This window comes from Bacillus cereus group sp. BfR-BA-01380 (assembly GCF_022663535.1).
Lineage (GTDB): Bacteria > Bacillota > Bacilli > Bacillales > Bacillaceae_G > Bacillus_A > Bacillus_A cereus_BB.
Genome location: NZ_JAKUFS010000010.1, coordinates 66,917 through 85,160 on the forward strand (window position 1 = coordinate 66,917; position 18,244 = coordinate 85,160).

Genomic DNA, 18,244 nt, shown 5'->3' on the forward strand with positions numbered 1-18,244 from the left:
AGATAGTTAATTTCACCGGTGGTTAGCTCAACTTAATGAATACGGGATCTGTCTCCACTTAGTGATGAAACCCATTATCACATTTCGTATCATGTGGCATAGGCCCGTCCAGGGAATCCAGAAAGGCAACGGCCTGTTTGAGGTTCCTCAAAAATAAATGCGCGAGATCCATGGAAAATCCATTTCGAACCACAACGCGCATAATCGTCACCGCTTCCATATCTGGAGGCAATGGATAGGCGGGTACTTGCCAGCCGAACACACGCAATTGTCGAGATAAATCATAAAGATTCCAGTTTAATGTGTAACCATCTTTCAGTCGCCAAGCGAAAACCGGAATATCCGAACCATCGGACAAAAGTTCGAACGGTTCCATCTTCTGAATCGCCTTGCTAAGAAAAAGAGCGACTTTCTGAGAAGCCCTTTGGACATCATAGTACCCACTTTTCCCCAAACGCAGGTAATTGTAATATTGCAGGAGCACTTGTGCACCAGGACGAGAGAAATTCAGGGCAAAAGTCGGCATGTTCCCGCCCAAATAGGAAACGTGGAAGATTAGATCCTCAGGGAGATCTTCAGCTTCTCGCCAAATTATCCAACCCAACCCAGGGTAGACTAATCCATATTTATGTCCGGATACATTGATGGACTTCACCCTCGGTAATTGAAAATCCCAGACTAAATCTGGTTGAAGAAACGGTGCTATAAATCCCCCCGAAGCCGCATCCACATGCATGGGAATGTCGAGGCCCGTCCTCTCCTGTAAATCGTCCAACGCTTTCGCAATGGCGGCAACCGGTTCGTAAAGCCCGGTATAAGTCTCACCGAGAATCGGTACCACACCAATCGTATTTTCATCCACGGCAGCGAGGACCCCCTGAGGATCCAATCGGGGATGCTCTGGGCTAACCTTCACATAGCGTGGTTCAACCTCCCAATAGTTCGCGAATTTTTCCCAAACGACTTGAACAGCAGAGCTAAACACAATATTGGGCCGATCCACCGGCTTCCCTTCGCTTTTGCGTGCGTTTTGCCAGCGTCTCTTTAACGCAAGCCCCCCGAGCATACATGCTTCCGACGATCCAGTTGTTGAAACGCCCATAGTCGTAAGGGGGGTGGGCGAATGCCAGAGGTTGGCTAAAATGCGGACACACCGCTCCTCAATTTCGGCTGTCTGTGGATATTCATCCTTGTCAATCATGTTCTTGTCGAATGATTTGGCATATAAGTGCTCTGCGGCAGGCTCCATCCATGTGCTAACGAATGTTGCAAGATTCAAGCGGGCATTGCCATCAAGAGCAATTTCATCATGGACGATTTGATACGCTGTTTCTGGTAACATGCCTTCATCAGGCATGTGAAAGCGCGGAACGACTAATTCTCCTTCGCGGGCAAACAGAGGATTTACAGAAAATTCGTGAGGCAGCTCCATTTGCACGTGACGCGGTAGATATTGTGGATTATCTGGCATGATCTCTTTTCCTTCGTATGCATCGTTTTGAACTTCTGCTTTTCGATCCTGTGGCATACAAGTCCCCCTTAATTAATTGTTTAACAAACATATTATTTACAAAAAAGCATTTGTTAAGCAAAGGGGACAATTCTAATAAAAGGTGCTGCCACCATTCGAATTAAAGGAGTATATTAACGTAAGCCATTCAAATAACAAAACAGCACCTCTCCAGCAAATTAGAGGGTGCTGTTGTTTTTTTGCTAAAACCTCATTTACTTATGATAAGGTTCACCGTAATGAATCCTAAATAAAAAATAGGCCTTATCGTTTTTTCGATAAGACCTATCACTCACTGCTACATTTTTAATTTTCTTTTTTAACAAGCTTCACAACATTCTCCACATGCGCCGTATGCGGGAACATATCAACTGGCTGTATATACTCCACGTCATAACTCTTCATTAACGTTTTCACATCACGCGCTAATGATGACGGGTTACAAGATACGTACACAACCGTTTCCGGTTTTACTTTTAAAATCGTTTCAAGTAGTTTATCATCACAACCAGTGCGCGGCGGATCCACAACGATGACATCTGGACGCCAGCCTTCTTTTACCCATTTTGGCAGCCATTGTTCTGCTTTTCCAGCCTCGTACTTTGTATTTGTGAAACCGTGACGCTTTGCATTTTTCTTCGCATCTTCGATCGCTTCTGGAATCACATCCATACCGCGTACTTCTGCTGCATCTTTTGCAAGCCACAGTCCGATTGTTCCAACGCCGCAATAAGCATCTACGACTTTTTCTGTCCCTGTTAAAGCAGCTGCTTTTTTCGCCTCGTTATATAACACAACGGTTTGCTCCGGATTTAACTGGAAGAATGCGCGTGCAGATAATTCAAATGATAAATCCCCGAGTGTTTCTTGAATCACTTCTTTTCCAGCTAAACGGAATGTTTTATCACCGAAGATGACTGATGTTTTACGCCAGTTCACATTTTGCATAATCGATTTTACAGATGGCATTTGTTTCTGCACTTCTGCAATAAACTGTTCTTTATTTGGCAATTCTTCTTTTGTCGTAATTAATGTAACTTGCACTTCGCCTGTTTGAACAGCAGCACGCGTTACAATTGTACGTACAAGACCTTTTTGTTTTCTTTCATTGTAAATAGAAATGTTCAGTTTTTCTAATATACGTCTGACAACTTTTGTTGCTTCGTTCGTTGCTTTATGTTGGATCATACAATGCGAGATATCAATTAAGCGATGTGAGTTTTGTTCGTATAATCCTGTGATGACCTTTTCATCTTTACGACCAACTTGTAATTGACTTTTATTACGGTAATGCCATGGATCTTCCATTCCAAGTGTTGGACGAATCACAGCTTCCATACTTCCATTCATATACTTCTCAAATGCCTGCACAACAATATCACGTTTTTGATTTAATTGTTCTTGATAATCTAAATGCTGAAGCTGACAGCCGCCGCATTTCTCATATACAGCACATGGCGGCTTTACGCGATGCGGTGAAGCTTTACGAATTTTTTTCACTTTTGCTTCTGCAAAGCCACGCTGAATTTTCGTTGTTTCTGCAACAACTTCTTCTCCTGGTAGTGCTCCTGGAATGAAGACAACCTGGCGCTTAAAGTAACCTACGCCCTCTCCGTTAATCCCAAGACGCTTAATTGTCACAGGAAACGTTTGACCAACTTCTAACTTACTCTCATGTTGTTTTTGTATCATTGTTACACCTCTACTCTATACTTTTCCATAAATATAATGATGCATAACTGCAATATGGTTCACACTCTTGTTTCATTCGTTCTAAAAATACGTCATCTGGCTTTTGTTCTAATTGAAATAGCTGTTGAAGCGCACGTTGAATCCCAATATCAGCTTTTGGAAACATATTTTGACGTCCAAGAGCAAACAGCAAGAAATTTTGTACAGTCCATGCCCCAATACCTCGTATTGGTAATAGCACCCCAGTAACTTCTTCGTCTGTTTTCTCCTCTAACTCTTCTAAGTTTAACTTTCCGTCCACAATATGCTGTGCAAGTCCAATGATATACTCTGCTTTACGCTGACTAAATTTTTGATTTCTTAATTCTTCTACTGTAATATTTGCTACTTGTTCAGGCGTCGGAAAAAAGAAAACGCCTTTTCTTTCTGTTCCATATGTTTTTACAAATTGTTCTGTAAGTGCTGTCGCAAATTTCAGGTGAACTTGTTGATGAATAATACAACGAAGAAGACAAGCAAAATAATCGAACTCTAAAATAATTGGAGTATATGCAAATGTTTCAAAAAGCGGCCGTAATGATGTGTTTAAAAAATGATGCTGAATCTCATGAAAAGGTTGATTCCATTGAAAAATAGAAGAAATACGCTTCATAATTTCGTCTTGTTTATCGCTTTGACTAGAAATCCAAAATTGCGGCTCTTCAGTTGTCCCCTTTCCTTGTACACGGACAATAACTTGCTTTCCATCTAGGGTAAGTGGGACATGAATGGTTTTATCTTCTAAATGAATGATATGTAACGGGTCAAAAGATAAACGTTTTAATACTTCTTCAAAACGATATGGATAATCTAACGTAATTTGTTCGCTCCACATGCATTCCTCATCCTTTTTACACATCATTATAGCATGAGAAAACCGCAAGCATACATGCTTACGGTTGATTGCCTTTTACTAAATCATCTAAGCTTTTAAAATGATACCCCTTCTCGCGTAAATCATCAATGATTTTCGCAAGTGCTTCTGTGTTATCTTTCGAAATAGAGTGCAGCAAAATAACCGCTCCAGGGTGAATCATATTCATTACATTATTATGAGCATATTGCCATCCTCTTTGCTCGTCTACTTTCCAATCGAGAAAAGCAAGTGACCAAAAGACATTATAGTAGCCCATATCTTTTGCAAGCGCTAAGGTACGTTCACTAAAAATACCGCGCGGTGGCCTTACATATCGTACTTCTTTTTGTCCTGTCACCTTTTTAATTTCGTCTGTTACAATTTGCAATTCTTCACGAAGCTTTGCATCATGTACCGTTGTAAAATCGGGATGACTCTGTGAGTGATTTCCAACAATATGTCCTTCATTCACCATTCGTTTTAATAAATCTGGTTGCGTTTTAATATAGTGTCCTGTCACAAAAAACGTTGCTGGGACTTTCTTTTCTTTTAACACATCGAGAATTTTTCCGGTAAAACCATTTTCATACCCATTATCAAACGTTAAATAGATATCTTTTTTCTTTGTATCCCCTAAATAAAATCCTCCGTTTTTCTGCAGCAGCTCTGTAAATTTTTGACCAGCATCCGGAGGAGTTTCATTTTTCGCGCGTGGAATTCCCCAATGATTTGGTGTATTCACATAAGCAAGCACAGAAGCCGGAACAAGTACCATCATAATTGAAAAGATAATACCAATGTATAACCAATTACGCTTCATTGTATAAGCTCCTTTTCCTATATAATCGTACTTGTAGTTTCTGTGTCTATAATTTTTTCATGCCGAACACGTTTTTCCATTTATACCAATACAAAGAAACCAATATATCAGCGCTTTTTAAGATATATCGGCGCTTCGACACAAAATAAAGACACTTCGACAACATTCGACTATCCAACGCACAAAAAAAGAGCTGACAACAGTCAGCTCCTCTTTCTTATTTAAAAACTGGTTCTTTAAACGTTGCTAACTTCTCTAAAGATGATTTATCGACATCAGCATGTAAGCTATTGCCATGAGAATCCATTGTTACAACTGCTTTAAATCCGTCTACACGTAAATGCCACATTGCTTCTGGAATACCAAATTGTAAGAAATCAACATCTTTTACTTCTTTAATGCACTCTGCATAGTACTGCGCCGCACCGCCGATTGCATTTAAATATACGCCGCCATGTTCATTGAGTGCCGCCAACGTTTTCGCGCCCATACCACCTTTACCGATAACAGCGCGAATACCAAATTTCTTCATAATATCGCCTTGGTACGGTTCTTCACGAATACTTGTTGTCGGTCCTGCCGCTTTAATTTTCCAATTGTCGTTTTCATCTTTTACAACAACTGGGCCGCAGTGATAAATAACTTGTCCATTTAAATCAACTGGGCAATCGTTATCCATTAAATGTTTATGAATTGCATCGCGGCCTGTATACATCATACCGTTAATCGTTACAACATCCCCAACGCGAAGTTCGCGAATTTGTTCCTCTGTAATTGGAGCCTGTAAGACGATTTCACGTTGCGTATTTGCTTCTTCATTTGCTTCCTCTTGTTTTAGCGTATCTTCACCTTCTTGGTATAACCGGTCAATAATTTCACCTGTTTCTGGGTGAATCGTTACACCTAGGCGGCGATATGCCCAGCAGTTATACGCAACAGAAACATAGAAGCTAGCTGGAAGACGGTTGTATACGCCAATTTTGCAGCCAAGTAATGATGTTTCGCCGCCAAATCCCATCGTTCCAATGCCAAGCTTATTCGCATTTTCCATAATATAGTCTTCAAGCTGCTTCAATTCTGGGATTGGATTTTCATCATCTAATGTACGGAATAATTGGTTTTTCGCAAGCTCATAACCAGACGTACGATCTCCTCCGATACCAACACCAATTACACCAGCACTGCATCCTTGCCCTTGTGCTTGATATACCGCATGAAGAAGGCATTTGCGGATTCCTTCTAAATCGCGACCAGCTCTTCCTAATCCTTCAAGTTCACAAGGTAAGCTGTATTGAATATTTTTATTTTCACAGCCACCGCCTTTTAAAATAAGACGTGCATCAATATAATCTTTTTCCCATTGTTCAAACTTAATCACAGGTGTTCCTGGTCCTAAGTTATTTCCGCTGTTATCACCAAAAAGAGAATCAACAGAGTTCGGACGAAGCTTCCCATCTTTCGTCGCTTGTTCAATCGCTTTGTAAATTGCTTCTTTAATTTGCAGTTGGTTTACACCAACTGGTGTGTATACTTTAAAAGTTGGCATCCCTGTGTCTTGGCAAATTGGCGAAATATTATCATCTGCCATTTTAATGTTATTTGTAATTGTGCTAAGCGCCATCGCTGAACGAGTCCCTGCATTTTCTCGTTCTTTTGCTCGTTGAATCACACGTCGAACATCTTTCGGTAAATTTGTTGACGTTTCAACAATTAGTTGATACATGCTTTCTTGAAGCTTTTTCATAATTACTTCCCCCTCAATTGTGAACGCTACCAAAACGCATTTCAAAATTTCACAATTTGATTATACTCTTTTTTTTCTATTCCTTCTATTTTTCAATAGCATCTCAATGGGATTATATTTTTTTGTATCTTTTTAAATATGCTTGTACATCCTCATATGCACCGCTTTCATTTGCATATTTAATGTAATTTTTAATTGTACGGAACCACTCTAATGTAGATGGTTTCGTTTCTAATATCGCATCGGTTAAATCCTTCATTGTAATGGTTCGCTCTATGCCCGTTGTCATAATTTCTTCTAAAACATTTTCTAAAGCTAGCTCCACTACATTCTCAATATCAGCACCAGAATAGAGTTCTGTTTCTTTCGCTAGCAAATCGTAATCTATTGTTGAAATCGGTTTGCCTGCCAACTTAATTTTAAAAATACTGCTCCGTGCTTCTAAATCAGGCGGTGAAACAAAAATCATTTTATCAAAACGACCAGGTCTTTTAAACGCAGGATCAATATCCCATGGCATATTTGTCGCCCCAATTAACAATAATTTGTCTGTATTCGTATCAATACCTTCGATTTCTGTTAATAATTGATCTATAACTGTTCTTAGTGTCGGACTCCCCATCGCTTTGCTCCGGTTAAATCCAAGCGCATCCATTTCATCTAGAAATAAAATACACGGCTTTTTGGAACGAGCATATTGGAAAATTCCTCGTATATTTTGTTCACTTACGCCAACATACGGATCAAGAATATCCGTAATACTCATTGTCGCAAAATGCGCTCCACATTCTCCTGCAGTTGCTTTTGCAATATATGTTTTACCGCAACCAGGAGGGCCATATAATAAAATACCGCCACCAACTTTTTTCTTAAACCGCTCAAATAACCCAGGTGAAGTAAAGGGTTTTATAATTTTCATTTGGATCGCTTTTTTCACATCATGCAAACCGCCAACATCCTGAAATGTAATCTGATCTTGTTCATATTTTTGTTTGCTTCTCCCGCCTTGAAGCACGTTCATCGGAATCACATTTTCTTCCGCGTTTTCATTTACATAAGCTGTATGTAACTGTTTTTCTTTTTCAGGAGATGGCTCTGCTACGTAATGCTCGTTTTTTTCAAAATGGCTCTCTTCTTCAGTTACATGTAGTGCTTCTTTCGGATTTGTAAGCGCCTGTGATAAAGCTGCAAGTTCAGCAGCAACTTTATCCTTCCATTCTTGATCACCATACTGAAGGGCTTTCGATAAAGCTTGCAGCGCATTTGCTATCTCTCCCTGCTCTTTATACTCTACCCCAATCAAATACCAAATCAATCCATTTTCTTCATCTTGTGCTACTACTTGTTTTAACACATCTATTTTATTCACCCTGCGCTCTCCCATCATGATCTTTTTATTTTTTTATATAACTTGTACATCGGTGTAGATAACCAACTCCATATACAAATGATAATATAAAATAAAAGTCCAGCTCTCAGTATAACGTCCGAATGTAACGTAGCTGATAAGCCCATCGTTCCAAAACCTATTGCCCAAAAGATAAGCGGACCACCTATTTTATCGATGAGAACATTCGGAAAGAAAATCGGATGAATCAGCTCTTCTGCTTCTTCTAAAATTTCAAGTAAATCTTTATTATTAGGCGCCAACAAGAACGCTTGTCGATAATATTTGTATGCTTCTCTATACCTTTTCTTTGATGCTGCATGGAGTCCTAACTTCACTAAAAAATTTACCTCATTATCTGATACATAATAATTATCTTTTAAAGATTCCTCTATTTCTTGTTTCGTTCCTATTGCGAGTAATAAAATAAATTGATAATGAAGAACGGTAGGATGGTTCGGATTAACTTCTACCGCTTCTTTTATGAGTTGCTTAGCTTTTTCAATATGACCTGTTTTTAATAAAATGTATGCATATTTCGCCATCGTTTGCGCATTGGAAGGGTCTGAATACAGCACATTCAAAAAACTTTGCTCCGCTTTTTCAAGTTCATTCATATATGTATATATATTTCCAAGTGTATAGTACACTTCTTCTGGGTTATAACCATGTTGCAAAGCTGATAAGCAAATCTCTTTTGCTTCATCATATTGTTCTAAATCTGCATAACAGCATCCCAAAAAGTACAATGCTCCCGCATGCTGCGGATTATGAGAAAGCAACGTTTCCAATTTCCGCTGTGCTGTTTCAATATGACCAATCTCGTAATAATGCAACGCTTCTTGCCACAACATCGTTTCACTGTGTGAAGTTGACATGGAGCATCTCCCCTCCTGCTATCAATGCCGCTTGGGCCATGATACCAACTATTCCAACGATTAAACCTATCCGGTGTAATGACTCTACATTTTCATTTACTAAATTATGAATTCGAAACCGTTCCCGCAGCGCATATACATACACACCTGTTACCACTACAGCAGCTATTCGAGAAGCAATCTTTAGCACATATATATCACCGATTAGAGCGGCAAAGATGAACATTGCTAATAAAGTCATTATTCCTATCATAAGAAGTATATATATTTTCTTTTTGGACTCTTTTAACCAAATCGCATTGCAAGTTCCTAAAATCATAATCGGAATAATCCCAAAAATAAGTCCAATAACAAAAAAGTTATAAATGTTATACGTTTTTGTTTCTTTTGCTTGTTTCCCTTGTAATACAGGTTCCATTAAGTAGTGTGACATATACTTCCTCCTTTTCCATATTTACATTATAAAGTATATTTTCATCCTATTTACAGCGAAAATAAAAAAGTCGACAACATTTGTTGTCGACTTCTGATTACTCACTCTTTTTAAATTGCTCACATTTAAACTCAATATCATCTAACATTTCAAGAAGGCGATCTACATCTTCTAGTTCCACGTCTTCTGGTTCAATTGTATCAATAACCTCTATAAACATATTTAAACGTTCTTTCAAATATACTAATTGTGAATCTTTATCATAAGTAGCATTTCCCATAGGTGCTCTCTCCTTTTTGTGCGAGTTATCTTGATTATTTCTTAAATGACATAAGTATTCCTACATATTTGCAAAAAATAATACACTTATATAACCCGATTGCTTCGACTCATACTAAGCATACTCATTCGTTTGCTTGTTGAATCTTTATTTTATTATACAGTAAAAATGATTACCACGGACATGAATTTTTGCATTAATTTGAGTAAAATGATATGTCCCGCTATTCCTCCACCTCAAAATTCAAGGAAAATCGCAGAAGGTTCAACTAGATGAATCCATTTTGATTTTTCAATATATAAATTGCAGCTATGCAGAAAAGGGCCCTGACCGCTTCTATGTATGTCCAGATGCTCTCGTCCATTAAAAAAAGAATATTTTTGATTTATAAAATCATCAGCGGGGATAACTGTCCGTAAAAGCCCGATTGGGTGGGCTAACCATCAGTGGGGATGAAAAAAACTCCCCACTGATGGAAGTTTCACTTTATAAAAAAGCAATCTTCTTCTATCATAGAGGATGGACAAATTGTTATTTCAATAGTCAAAGGAGTATTTCATAAATGGATACATCACAAAAAATGAAGCCGATTACTCCTTCTTATGATCCATGGGAAGCTTATATGGACCTTGAAGAGTATGGCAAATTATTATTAACAAACGTTGAGTTTACAACGACAACATTATGCAATATGCGCTGTGAACATTGTGCTGTTGGTTATACATTACAGCCAAAAGATCCGAATCCACTTCCGCTTGATTTATTATTACAACGATTAGATGAAGTTCCGCATCTCCGTTCTTTAAGTATTACAGGCGGCGAGCCGATGCTTTCCAAAAAATCTGTTGATAACTATGTAACACCGCTCTTAAAATATGCTCACGAACGAGGCGTTCGTACCCAAATTAATTCTAACCTAACTATAGATTTAGCCCGTTATGAACAAATTATTCCTTATCTAGATGTTTTACATATTTCTCATAACTGGGGAACGATTGACGATTTCGCCCAGGGCGGATTTGCGATGATGGAGCGCAAGCCATCATATGAACAACGTGCCAAATTATTTGAACGAATGATTTCAAACAGTAAAGCATTATCAGAAGCGGGTGTTCTTGTTTCTGCTGAAACAATGCTCAATAAACGTACACTTCCGCATATTGAACATATTCACCGTCAAATTGTTGAAGAGATGGGATGTAAACGTCATGAAGTACATCCAATGTATCCAAGTGATTTTGCCAGTAATCTTGAGATTTTAACGAAAGATGAAATTCTTAGTGCAATTTCACACCTTCTAGATATTCGAGATGAAAATGTATGGATGCTATTTGGAACGTTGCCATTCTATGCATGTAGCAATGACGAACGCGATTTAGAAATATTCAAAAAGCTGCATACAAGTAAAAATGTAACAGTACGCAATGACCCAGACGGTCGTTCTCGCTTAAATGTAAATATTTTTGATGGCAATATTATCGTTACAGATTTCGGTGACATCCCAGTGCTTGGAAATGTCCAAACAAACACACTGCAAGAAGCTTATGACAAGTGGGGCTCCTCACAAACAGCAAAAGAATTAAGCTGTCATTGTCCAGCTGTAAAATGCCTTGGACCAAACATTCTTGTAAAAAATAGTTATTATCCAACAGAAGATTTCTTAACAAAACAAGCAAATATCACATTATAAGGAAAAACGTCAGCGTAATATTATGCTGACGTTTTTTTTCTTAACCTTTACTTTGGATCAGGAGACGAAATAAACTTAAAAGAAAGATGATCTTGAATTGGTATGGATGCTCCAATTCCTTGTGATGTGATATTTTTAATCATCAATTTCCGCTGGTTCCCTTTTAAGACAAGATATACTTCTCCAAATGTTACTTTTCCTTTTTCGTTAACTGCTGGCGTATACGTATATAAATATCCAAGTTGTTTCGGACTAATATTATATACTCGTTCATGCTGGGTTCCATAACCAATGATTGTTTTAAACGAAAGAGGTAAACGTACTTTTTCCATCGCTTTTAGCATCATCATCTTCTTCACATCTTCTGCATTCTTAATGTAAGAAGTGAGCCCACCTTCCACTAGTTTTTGTGCTTCTTGTCTATAGCGAAGTGGGTAGTATCCCTGTCCACCGCGATTATCATGAACATTCCGATTGACTTGCCTGTATTCCCAGTTCACAGTCGTTTCCGTCGATTCATAATTTAAAGGCCATTGCCCTAAATAAATTTTAGCGCGGTATCCTACTGCAAGTGGTGCATTAGAAATAGATGTTTCATTAAACATTCGAATTAAGTCCGGATTTTCAATCTTTATTGGCGATGTCTCAAGCAACGTTTTTGCTAGTTCACTCGGTTGTAAGCGCGGCAGGTCCTGTGTTGGATTTGGATACGTATTTTCTTTTGAAATGTTTAAAACAGATGGTGGAACTTTCACATTCAATTCTGTCTTCGCAAAGCTATTACAAGGAAATAAAAAGATAAACGAGAACATAATGGTGATACAAATATTGTACACTCGTTTCATCCGTAAAGCTCCTTCCTAATGGGACTATACGGTTATATTCTTTTCCCTGCTCTCTATTGTTATCCAAACTTTTTATAATAAATAAAAACCGATTCCCATAATGAGGTATGCTGCAAGTAATGTTAAACCTTCAAACCAGTTCGTATCGCCATCATTTGATATGGCAATTGTCAAAAATACAGCTGTAATCATTGCCACTAATTCTGGAAAAGTAAATATAAGAGGCATTTGTATGGCAAAAAACATAGAAAGAATAACAAGTACAGGCGCAACAAACATGGCAATTTGTAATGTTGAACCAACTGCAATTTCAACTGCAATGTTAATCTTATTCTTATACGCCATAATAATAGCCGATGCATGTTCTGCTGCATTTCCGACAATGGCTACAATAATGATCCCGATAAATAATTCACTCCAGCCAAATGCCTTTGCAACTGTTTCAAACGTATGTACAAGCGCCTCTGATACATAGGCAACTGCTGCTGTCGCAATTGCTAAAATAAACAACGCCCTTCTTTTTGACCATTCCGGTTCTTCGTCATGTTCTTCTATTTCTTCTTCTTTAGGCTGATACACACCTCGATGCGTGACAAGTTTAAAATATAATGCAGCTACATATAAAATAATCATAATAATTGAAATGCCAATACTAAGTTGGAACGTTTTCCCCATGTTCATTTTCGTTGAAAATATTTCTGGAATCACAAATGCAACAACGACTGCAAAAATTAATAACGTTGAATTATGTCTCGCATCATATACATTGAAGCTTTGACGTTTATATTTTAAACCACCAACAAAAAAGGAAAGACCGCCAACTAACAATAAATTACCGAGAACAGAACCTGTTAGCGAAGCGAGTACGACCTCTGTTAATCCAGCTTGTAGTGCAAAAATAGAAATAATAAGCTCAACCGCGTTACCAAATGTTGCATTTAACAAACCACCGATACGCGGTCCAGACACAATCGACAAACTTTCTGTCGCTCTCCCCATAAAGCCAGCAAGCGCAATAATCGTCACACAATATACAGCAAACATAATGGTTTGTGGCCAGTGCATGACGTTACCGACAATGGAAAGCGGCACACCGATGACGACAACGAGGAAAAAGATTTTATTAAACATTCTTTTCATCCCTCCACTTTTTATCAATTATCCTTTGTTTTATCATTATTCTTCTAACTTACCCATTTTTCATGATATTTACGTTTAAAAAAGAGCATTGAAGAAAAAAGTAAGAGTGAACAAAACCAATTGAAATCTTATAGAAAATTCTACTTCAAAAAATATGAGTTACTAAAAAGGGGCGTAAACAAATGCATATAAAAGAAAAAATAGAAAATATTATTCAAAACAAACGAATTGGTGTCCTAGCAACAATTCGTGACAACAAACCGTATAGCTGCTTTATGATATTTTTTCATGAAGATTTCGTATTGTACGCTGCAACAGATCGGCAATCAAAAAAGATAACAGACATAGAACAAAATGCAAATGTCCATGTTTTACTTGGTCGCGAGGGAAAAAAATGGGACGAAGAATATCTTGAAATAGAAGGTATTGCTTCTATTGAAGAAGACAGTACGTTAAAAAATAAATTTTGGACAAATAGCTTGAAACGTTGGTTACTTGGTCCTGAAGACCCAAATTACGTTTTAATAAAAATCAATCCTGAAACAATTTATTACATTGATAGTACTGGTACAACACAACCAGAATTTTTACGTCTGTAAAGTGAAACTTCCATCCAGCAGTTATCCCCACCTATCTTCTTTAGAAAAGCGGAAGTGGCTCGTTCAGAATGTGAGGGGGGATGGAGCTTCTGACGTAGAGGTGTTTTTTACCTCGTAGGAAGAAGCGAAGCCACTGAACATTCTAGCCACTGAAGCTGGACAACGTTCTTCTCTTAATCTTGAGGTGGGGGGCTTACTGCCCACGAATAGCGGGATAACAAACAAAACGAGACCTCACAAAATATGAGGTCTCGTTTTGTCGAAAAGTTCTTTTCCAAAAAAAATTGAAAAAGGTGGAACTTTCTAAAGATTCTGTTATATAATAGTACTAACTTAAATAAACTGTATTAAAACAGATTGAGAGGAGAAATAAGCATGATAAAAAGAGAAGAACGGAAAAATATGATCGAATTTATTGAAAAGAAAAAAGGAATTGAACGAGAAGAACTTATGTATATGACAGATGACGAGGTAGAACATATTTATAATGTGACGTACTTCTTATATGAAGAAATTGCAGAGTAACATATAAAAAAACCGCTATATACATTAGCGGTTTTTCTTAGCTTTTTGTATTTTTACATATGTATACACAATCAAAGCGATGATGATTGAAACAATAAAAATCCAAAATCCATATCGATGGAAATTGTACTCTACATCTCGCCATTTTTCTCCTAATTTCCACCCAAGTCCAATAAAAACACTCACCCAAATCAAAGCACCGCCATACGCATATAAACAAAACTTACCCCATTTTAAGTCGGACATTCCTGCAAAATAAGCAGTTAAATGTCTAACACCAGGTACGAAATAGCCAATTACTAATAAAAAAGGACCATACTTCTCAAATAAAATATGCGTCTTCTCAATTTGTGCTTCTTTAATCCCCACCTTAGAACCATATTTTTTCAATACAGGGAGCCCTAGCTTTAAACCAAGAATATAACTTAATGTAATCCCAATTATAGCCCCAGCCATGCCGCTCGTAAAAGCCTCTGTTCCTGACATATATCCTTTTGAAATATTATATCCAACAAATGTAAGTAAGAATTCATCTGGTATCGGTAATCCAACGATTCCTCCGGCAAGCGCAATAATAATTCCATAATAACCGTAGTGTGCGATTAATTCACCAATATGTTGTTCCATTCGCACGACACATCCTATACGTTATCGTTATTCCACATTGTACCCTCTCCATCAATAAAGCAAACATGGTATACATATTCACTATACATTGTTTTTATGACGAACTCTACATCCAATGTTACAACTTCATGTAGAATATTATATCCTTATTATGTTATTAAGAAGAGTTAATGTTGTTTCAAAACTGAAAGGAAATTGAAAAAAAATGAAACTTTATGCATGAAAATTCAATCCTACTCTAAAAATGAAAGGAAATTGAAATTTTTCAAAAGAAAATCTTTGTTAGAATTAAAAGCATCAATGCAAGAAAGTATTGACATATAAAGGAGTATTCATTTTTTAAGATATAGTGGAGGAAAAACATGACACTAGAAAAACAGTTAATAAAAAAAATATATTATGAAACATTTCTAATGGAAAATGAAACACATCCGCCTCTTCAAGTACTTGGAGAAGCTTATTTAGCTGAACAAAAAAATGAATTTTCGAATGGATCTTATATTCGTTTTGCACAAGGCGAGTTTTATTATCACCATCAAGATTTTGAATCAGCTATTTTTAAATGGGAGAAAGTCAATAATGAATTAGAACCATGGGCACAAAAGAATATTGCAGATGCTTACTTCGAGCTCAATCAATTATCAGCTGCCGAAAATGTTTATACGTCCATTACCACTGATAATAAAATACTTATGACCGAAATTTCATTACAATTACTCTCTCTTTACATAGAACAAAACAAACTTGATTTAGCTTTCGCAGTTATTAAAGAAGCTGTTTCTGTAAATCCCGATTACCCAAACGTTACAACCCTTGCTCGTTCCTTTTATGAAGAACAACAAGATTGGGATAGTGCGGTGGAACTTGCTGTAAATGAAATGATTCGAACAGAGTCCTTCCAATGGTTTGAGATTCTAAAAGAATATATTGATAAAGGATTTACGAAAACCATTTCACCAGATTATTTTTACAAAGTATTAGTTACGTTACATCATGTAGACCGAGGACAATTTACACAAATTGTTTCATCACTTTGGCACAGCTATAAAACCGAACAAACGTATTTGTTGTGGCTTAAAACAATAAATGACTTTTTCTCACATATCGAAGTACATTCAGCCGATGGATGGGACGACGTTTCTTCTCTTTACGAAGAAACATATTTTGAATTAATTCAAGGTCAGTATATGCTGAGACAATTGCATGATATTGTTCCGAATATTTTAATGAATTGGTTGAAAATGGTCAATCCTTCTCACTCTGTATTTCCATCTGCAGCAGTATTGGCATGGGATGAGATTTTCCCTTCTAAAATAGATTCAGCAGATGTGGAACACGCAGAAAAACTACTGTTACATTCTACCAATTACACAAATGGCTTAGAGTATAGTTTACATCTTTTTGATTCTATTACACAGTGGGCACAAAAAAATGATTTAGAAGTGGGACATCGCTTTAAATGGTTAGTCTGTGAGCTTGCAGATTTAAGAACAAATCGTCTTTTAGTAACAGGAACTTCAGGAAATGGAAAATCTTCATTTATCAACTCTGTACTAGGAGAAAATATATTAGAAGACTCAAGCTCAAATACAGTTATCTTTAAAGATGACGCTCATACAGAAATTAATGCAATAACAGATGCGGCAATTTCAACGACTGATAATTTCTCAGATTTCCATAACATGATGTCTATGCATCGACAAACATATAGAGAAAAAACATGTATTGAATTTAATTTACCTTGCAAGTTTTTAAGTAAAAATAAACTAGCATTCGTTGTTACACCTAGCTTTCATAGAAACAGCGATATTAGAAATGAAACGTTCGGCTATTTAAACTCAGTAGACAGTTTGTTATTCGTGTTGAATGCAGATTCTCCTTTTACTGACAAAGAACGTGATATTTTATTAAACATTCAAGAGCATGCACCAGATTTACAAATTCATTTCTTATTAAATAAAATTGATAACATTTACAGCGAAGCAGAAGTAAAACGAGTTATACATGATACGCAAACAAGAATAAACACATATTTCCCACATGCGAGGGTTTTACCTTATTCATCGTTATATACAAACAGTCAACAGCTAAACGAATTAACTGATTTTATCCATTTTAACTTTGAGTATAAAAATCTTGATCAAGAACGTACGAAAAAAATACTATTTTTCATTCGAAAAGCAATTCAATATCTTTTAGATAAACGAGTTGAGATGGAAAATAACTTAGTGGATTCTATTAGTTGGAATGAAGATATTTTAGTTAGACTAAATGGCTTTATTAATAACCTTACTGCTTTTGAAAAGGAAAAAATTCATTTTATTACAGATTCATATCGTACAATGAAAAATAAAATCAACAATGATCTTACAGAGCATATTCCGAATTTATTGCAAAGTTGCTCTGATCTAATCAGTGAAGACAGCGATTTTAGACACATTGATATTGAATTAAATGCAGCAATGAATGAAAGAATTCGAAACTATCTAGAACAAACTGTGTTACCTAACTTTGCTTCATCCATGCAGAATTGGATTGAAACTTCTAATAATGAGTTCCTTCAAAGCCAATCATACTTAGAAGAAATAAGTGAAGGACTCAACTCTTTATGTGGAGAAAATCGAATCCAGTTAAAATGCGACTTTAAAATACTTGATGATTGGCGCCGAGATACGGATAGAATGACGAGTAGAATACAGATGGAAGAAGTAAATATCTTCCGCCGATTTACACCGGCGCAATTTTTACTAAAAAGTGCAGGTAAATTATTCGGAGCTCTTCCTAAAAATAAAGCAATGCTATATAACAAATACAAACATTATTTAGAAAATGAAGATTATACTGATATAACTACTTCTAGTATAAACAAGTTTTTCTTACAGTTTGAGCTATTTGAAAATGCACTAGAGCGAGATATTACTATGTTCTTTAGAGATCCGTTTAGCTCATTGAAACAAACTGTTGAACACATACATTTAGAAATACAAGAACAACAAAATGCACTGCATAAAATGAAATCAAACCCTGAAGTTTATCGTGATCCTGTAACACTATTTGAATTGAGATTGCGTCAATATGAAGTAGTCTTAAGCATAGATGCACGGAATATTGATGCAGAGCCAATGTTTGAAACAAATATTGAGGAAACACCAACTTTTTAATTGTAATAAAGTGAAACT

The 18,244-nt window shown here is 36.7% G+C and carries 16 protein-coding genes; 4 read left to right on the forward strand and 12 right to left on the reverse strand.

Translation table 11 applies throughout. The features are described from left to right. Positions 1 to 58: 58 nt before the first annotated feature. From MR076_RS11610 to MR076_RS11650, 9 genes are all read right to left on the reverse strand, one after another. Positions 59 to 1,528 (reverse strand): glutamate decarboxylase, encoded by a 1,470-nt coding sequence (locus MR076_RS11610; protein WP_242220677.1) that lies wholly within the window; start codon positions 1,526 to 1,528, stop codon positions 59 to 61. Between the two features lie 288 nt (positions 1,529 to 1,816). Then, entirely contained in the window at positions 1,817 to 3,202 is a 1,386-nt protein-coding gene (gene rlmD, locus MR076_RS11615) for a 23S rRNA (uracil(1939)-C(5))-methyltransferase RlmD (protein ID WP_242220678.1), read from the reverse strand. Between the two features lie 10 nt (positions 3,203 to 3,212). Further along, entirely contained in the window at positions 3,213 to 4,076 is an 864-nt protein-coding gene (locus MR076_RS11620) for a DNA-3-methyladenine glycosylase family protein (protein ID WP_242220679.1), read from the reverse strand. Between the two features lie 58 nt (positions 4,077 to 4,134). After that, positions 4,135 to 4,917 carry a delta-lactam-biosynthetic de-N-acetylase gene (pdaA, locus tag MR076_RS11625; protein WP_242220680.1) on the reverse strand — a complete coding sequence of 261 codons (783 nt, stop codon included), beginning with the start codon at positions 4,915 to 4,917 and terminating at the stop codon, positions 4,135 to 4,137. A gap of 217 nt (positions 4,918 to 5,134) precedes the next feature. Then, on the reverse strand, positions 5,135 to 6,661 hold the full coding sequence (locus MR076_RS11630; RefSeq protein ID WP_242220681.1) for a fumarate hydratase: 1,527 nt from the start codon (positions 6,659 to 6,661) through the stop codon (positions 5,135 to 5,137). A gap of 112 nt (positions 6,662 to 6,773) precedes the next feature. Further along, entirely contained in the window at positions 6,774 to 8,030 is a 1,257-nt protein-coding gene (locus MR076_RS11635) for an ATP-binding protein (RefSeq protein WP_242220682.1), read from the reverse strand. A 14-nt stretch (positions 8,031 to 8,044) separates the two neighbouring features. Beyond that, entirely contained in the window at positions 8,045 to 8,926 is an 882-nt protein-coding gene (locus MR076_RS11640) for a tetratricopeptide repeat protein (protein WP_242220683.1), read from the reverse strand. Continuing rightward, positions 8,907 to 9,359 carry a hypothetical protein gene (locus MR076_RS11645; protein ID WP_242220684.1) on the reverse strand — a complete coding sequence of 151 codons (453 nt, stop codon included), beginning with the start codon at positions 9,357 to 9,359 and terminating at the stop codon, positions 8,907 to 8,909. Before MR076_RS11645 ends, MR076_RS11640 begins: the two co-directional genes overlap by 20 nt. Before the next feature lie 97 nt (positions 9,360 to 9,456). Further along, positions 9,457 to 9,639 (reverse strand): SE1561 family protein, encoded by a 183-nt coding sequence (locus tag MR076_RS11650; protein ID WP_020061169.1) that lies wholly within the window; start codon positions 9,637 to 9,639, stop codon positions 9,457 to 9,459. Between the two features lie 562 nt (positions 9,640 to 10,201). Here MR076_RS11650 and yfkAB point away from each other — a divergent pair. After that, complete coding sequence (gene yfkAB / locus MR076_RS11655) at positions 10,202 to 11,329, forward strand: radical SAM/CxCxxxxC motif protein YfkAB (protein WP_242220685.1); 1,128 nt, start codon at positions 10,202 to 10,204, stop codon at positions 11,327 to 11,329. 47 nt (positions 11,330 to 11,376) lie between these two features. On the opposite strand, the gene MR076_RS11660 is transcribed toward yfkAB, so the two are convergent. After that, a complete protein-coding gene (locus MR076_RS11660; protein WP_242220686.1) occupies positions 11,377 to 12,174 on the reverse strand; it encodes a YfkD famly protein in 798 nt (265 codons plus the stop codon). A gap of 72 nt (positions 12,175 to 12,246) precedes the next feature. Next, positions 12,247 to 13,305 carry a calcium/proton exchanger gene (cax, locus tag MR076_RS11665; protein ID WP_242220687.1) on the reverse strand — a complete coding sequence of 353 codons (1,059 nt, stop codon included), beginning with the start codon at positions 13,303 to 13,305 and terminating at the stop codon, positions 12,247 to 12,249. A gap of 191 nt (positions 13,306 to 13,496) precedes the next feature. Here cax and MR076_RS11670 point away from each other — a divergent pair, with 191 nt between their 5' ends. Both MR076_RS11670 and MR076_RS11675 read left to right on the forward strand, forming a co-directional pair. Continuing rightward, the gene (locus MR076_RS11670; protein ID WP_242220688.1) at positions 13,497 to 13,913 is read left to right on the forward strand and encodes a pyridoxamine 5'-phosphate oxidase family protein; all 417 of its coding nucleotides are present in this window, start codon (positions 13,497 to 13,499) and stop codon (positions 13,911 to 13,913) included. A gap of 378 nt (positions 13,914 to 14,291) precedes the next feature. Further along, positions 14,292 to 14,438, forward strand: coding sequence for a BH0509 family protein (locus tag MR076_RS11675; RefSeq protein WP_028411195.1), 147 nt, complete (start codon positions 14,292 to 14,294; stop codon positions 14,436 to 14,438). A 24-nt stretch (positions 14,439 to 14,462) separates the two neighbouring features. Here MR076_RS11675 and MR076_RS11680 read toward each other — a convergent pair whose 3' ends face one another. Further along, entirely contained in the window at positions 14,463 to 15,065 is a 603-nt protein-coding gene (locus tag MR076_RS11680) for a DedA family protein (protein ID WP_242220689.1), read from the reverse strand. Between the two features lie 362 nt (positions 15,066 to 15,427). Here MR076_RS11680 and MR076_RS11685 point away from each other — a divergent pair, with 362 nt between their 5' ends. Beyond that, the gene (locus MR076_RS11685) at positions 15,428 to 18,226 is read left to right on the forward strand and encodes a dynamin family protein (RefSeq protein WP_242220690.1); all 2,799 of its coding nucleotides are present in this window, start codon (positions 15,428 to 15,430) and stop codon (positions 18,224 to 18,226) included. The last annotated feature ends 18 nt before the right edge of the window (positions 18,227 to 18,244 follow it).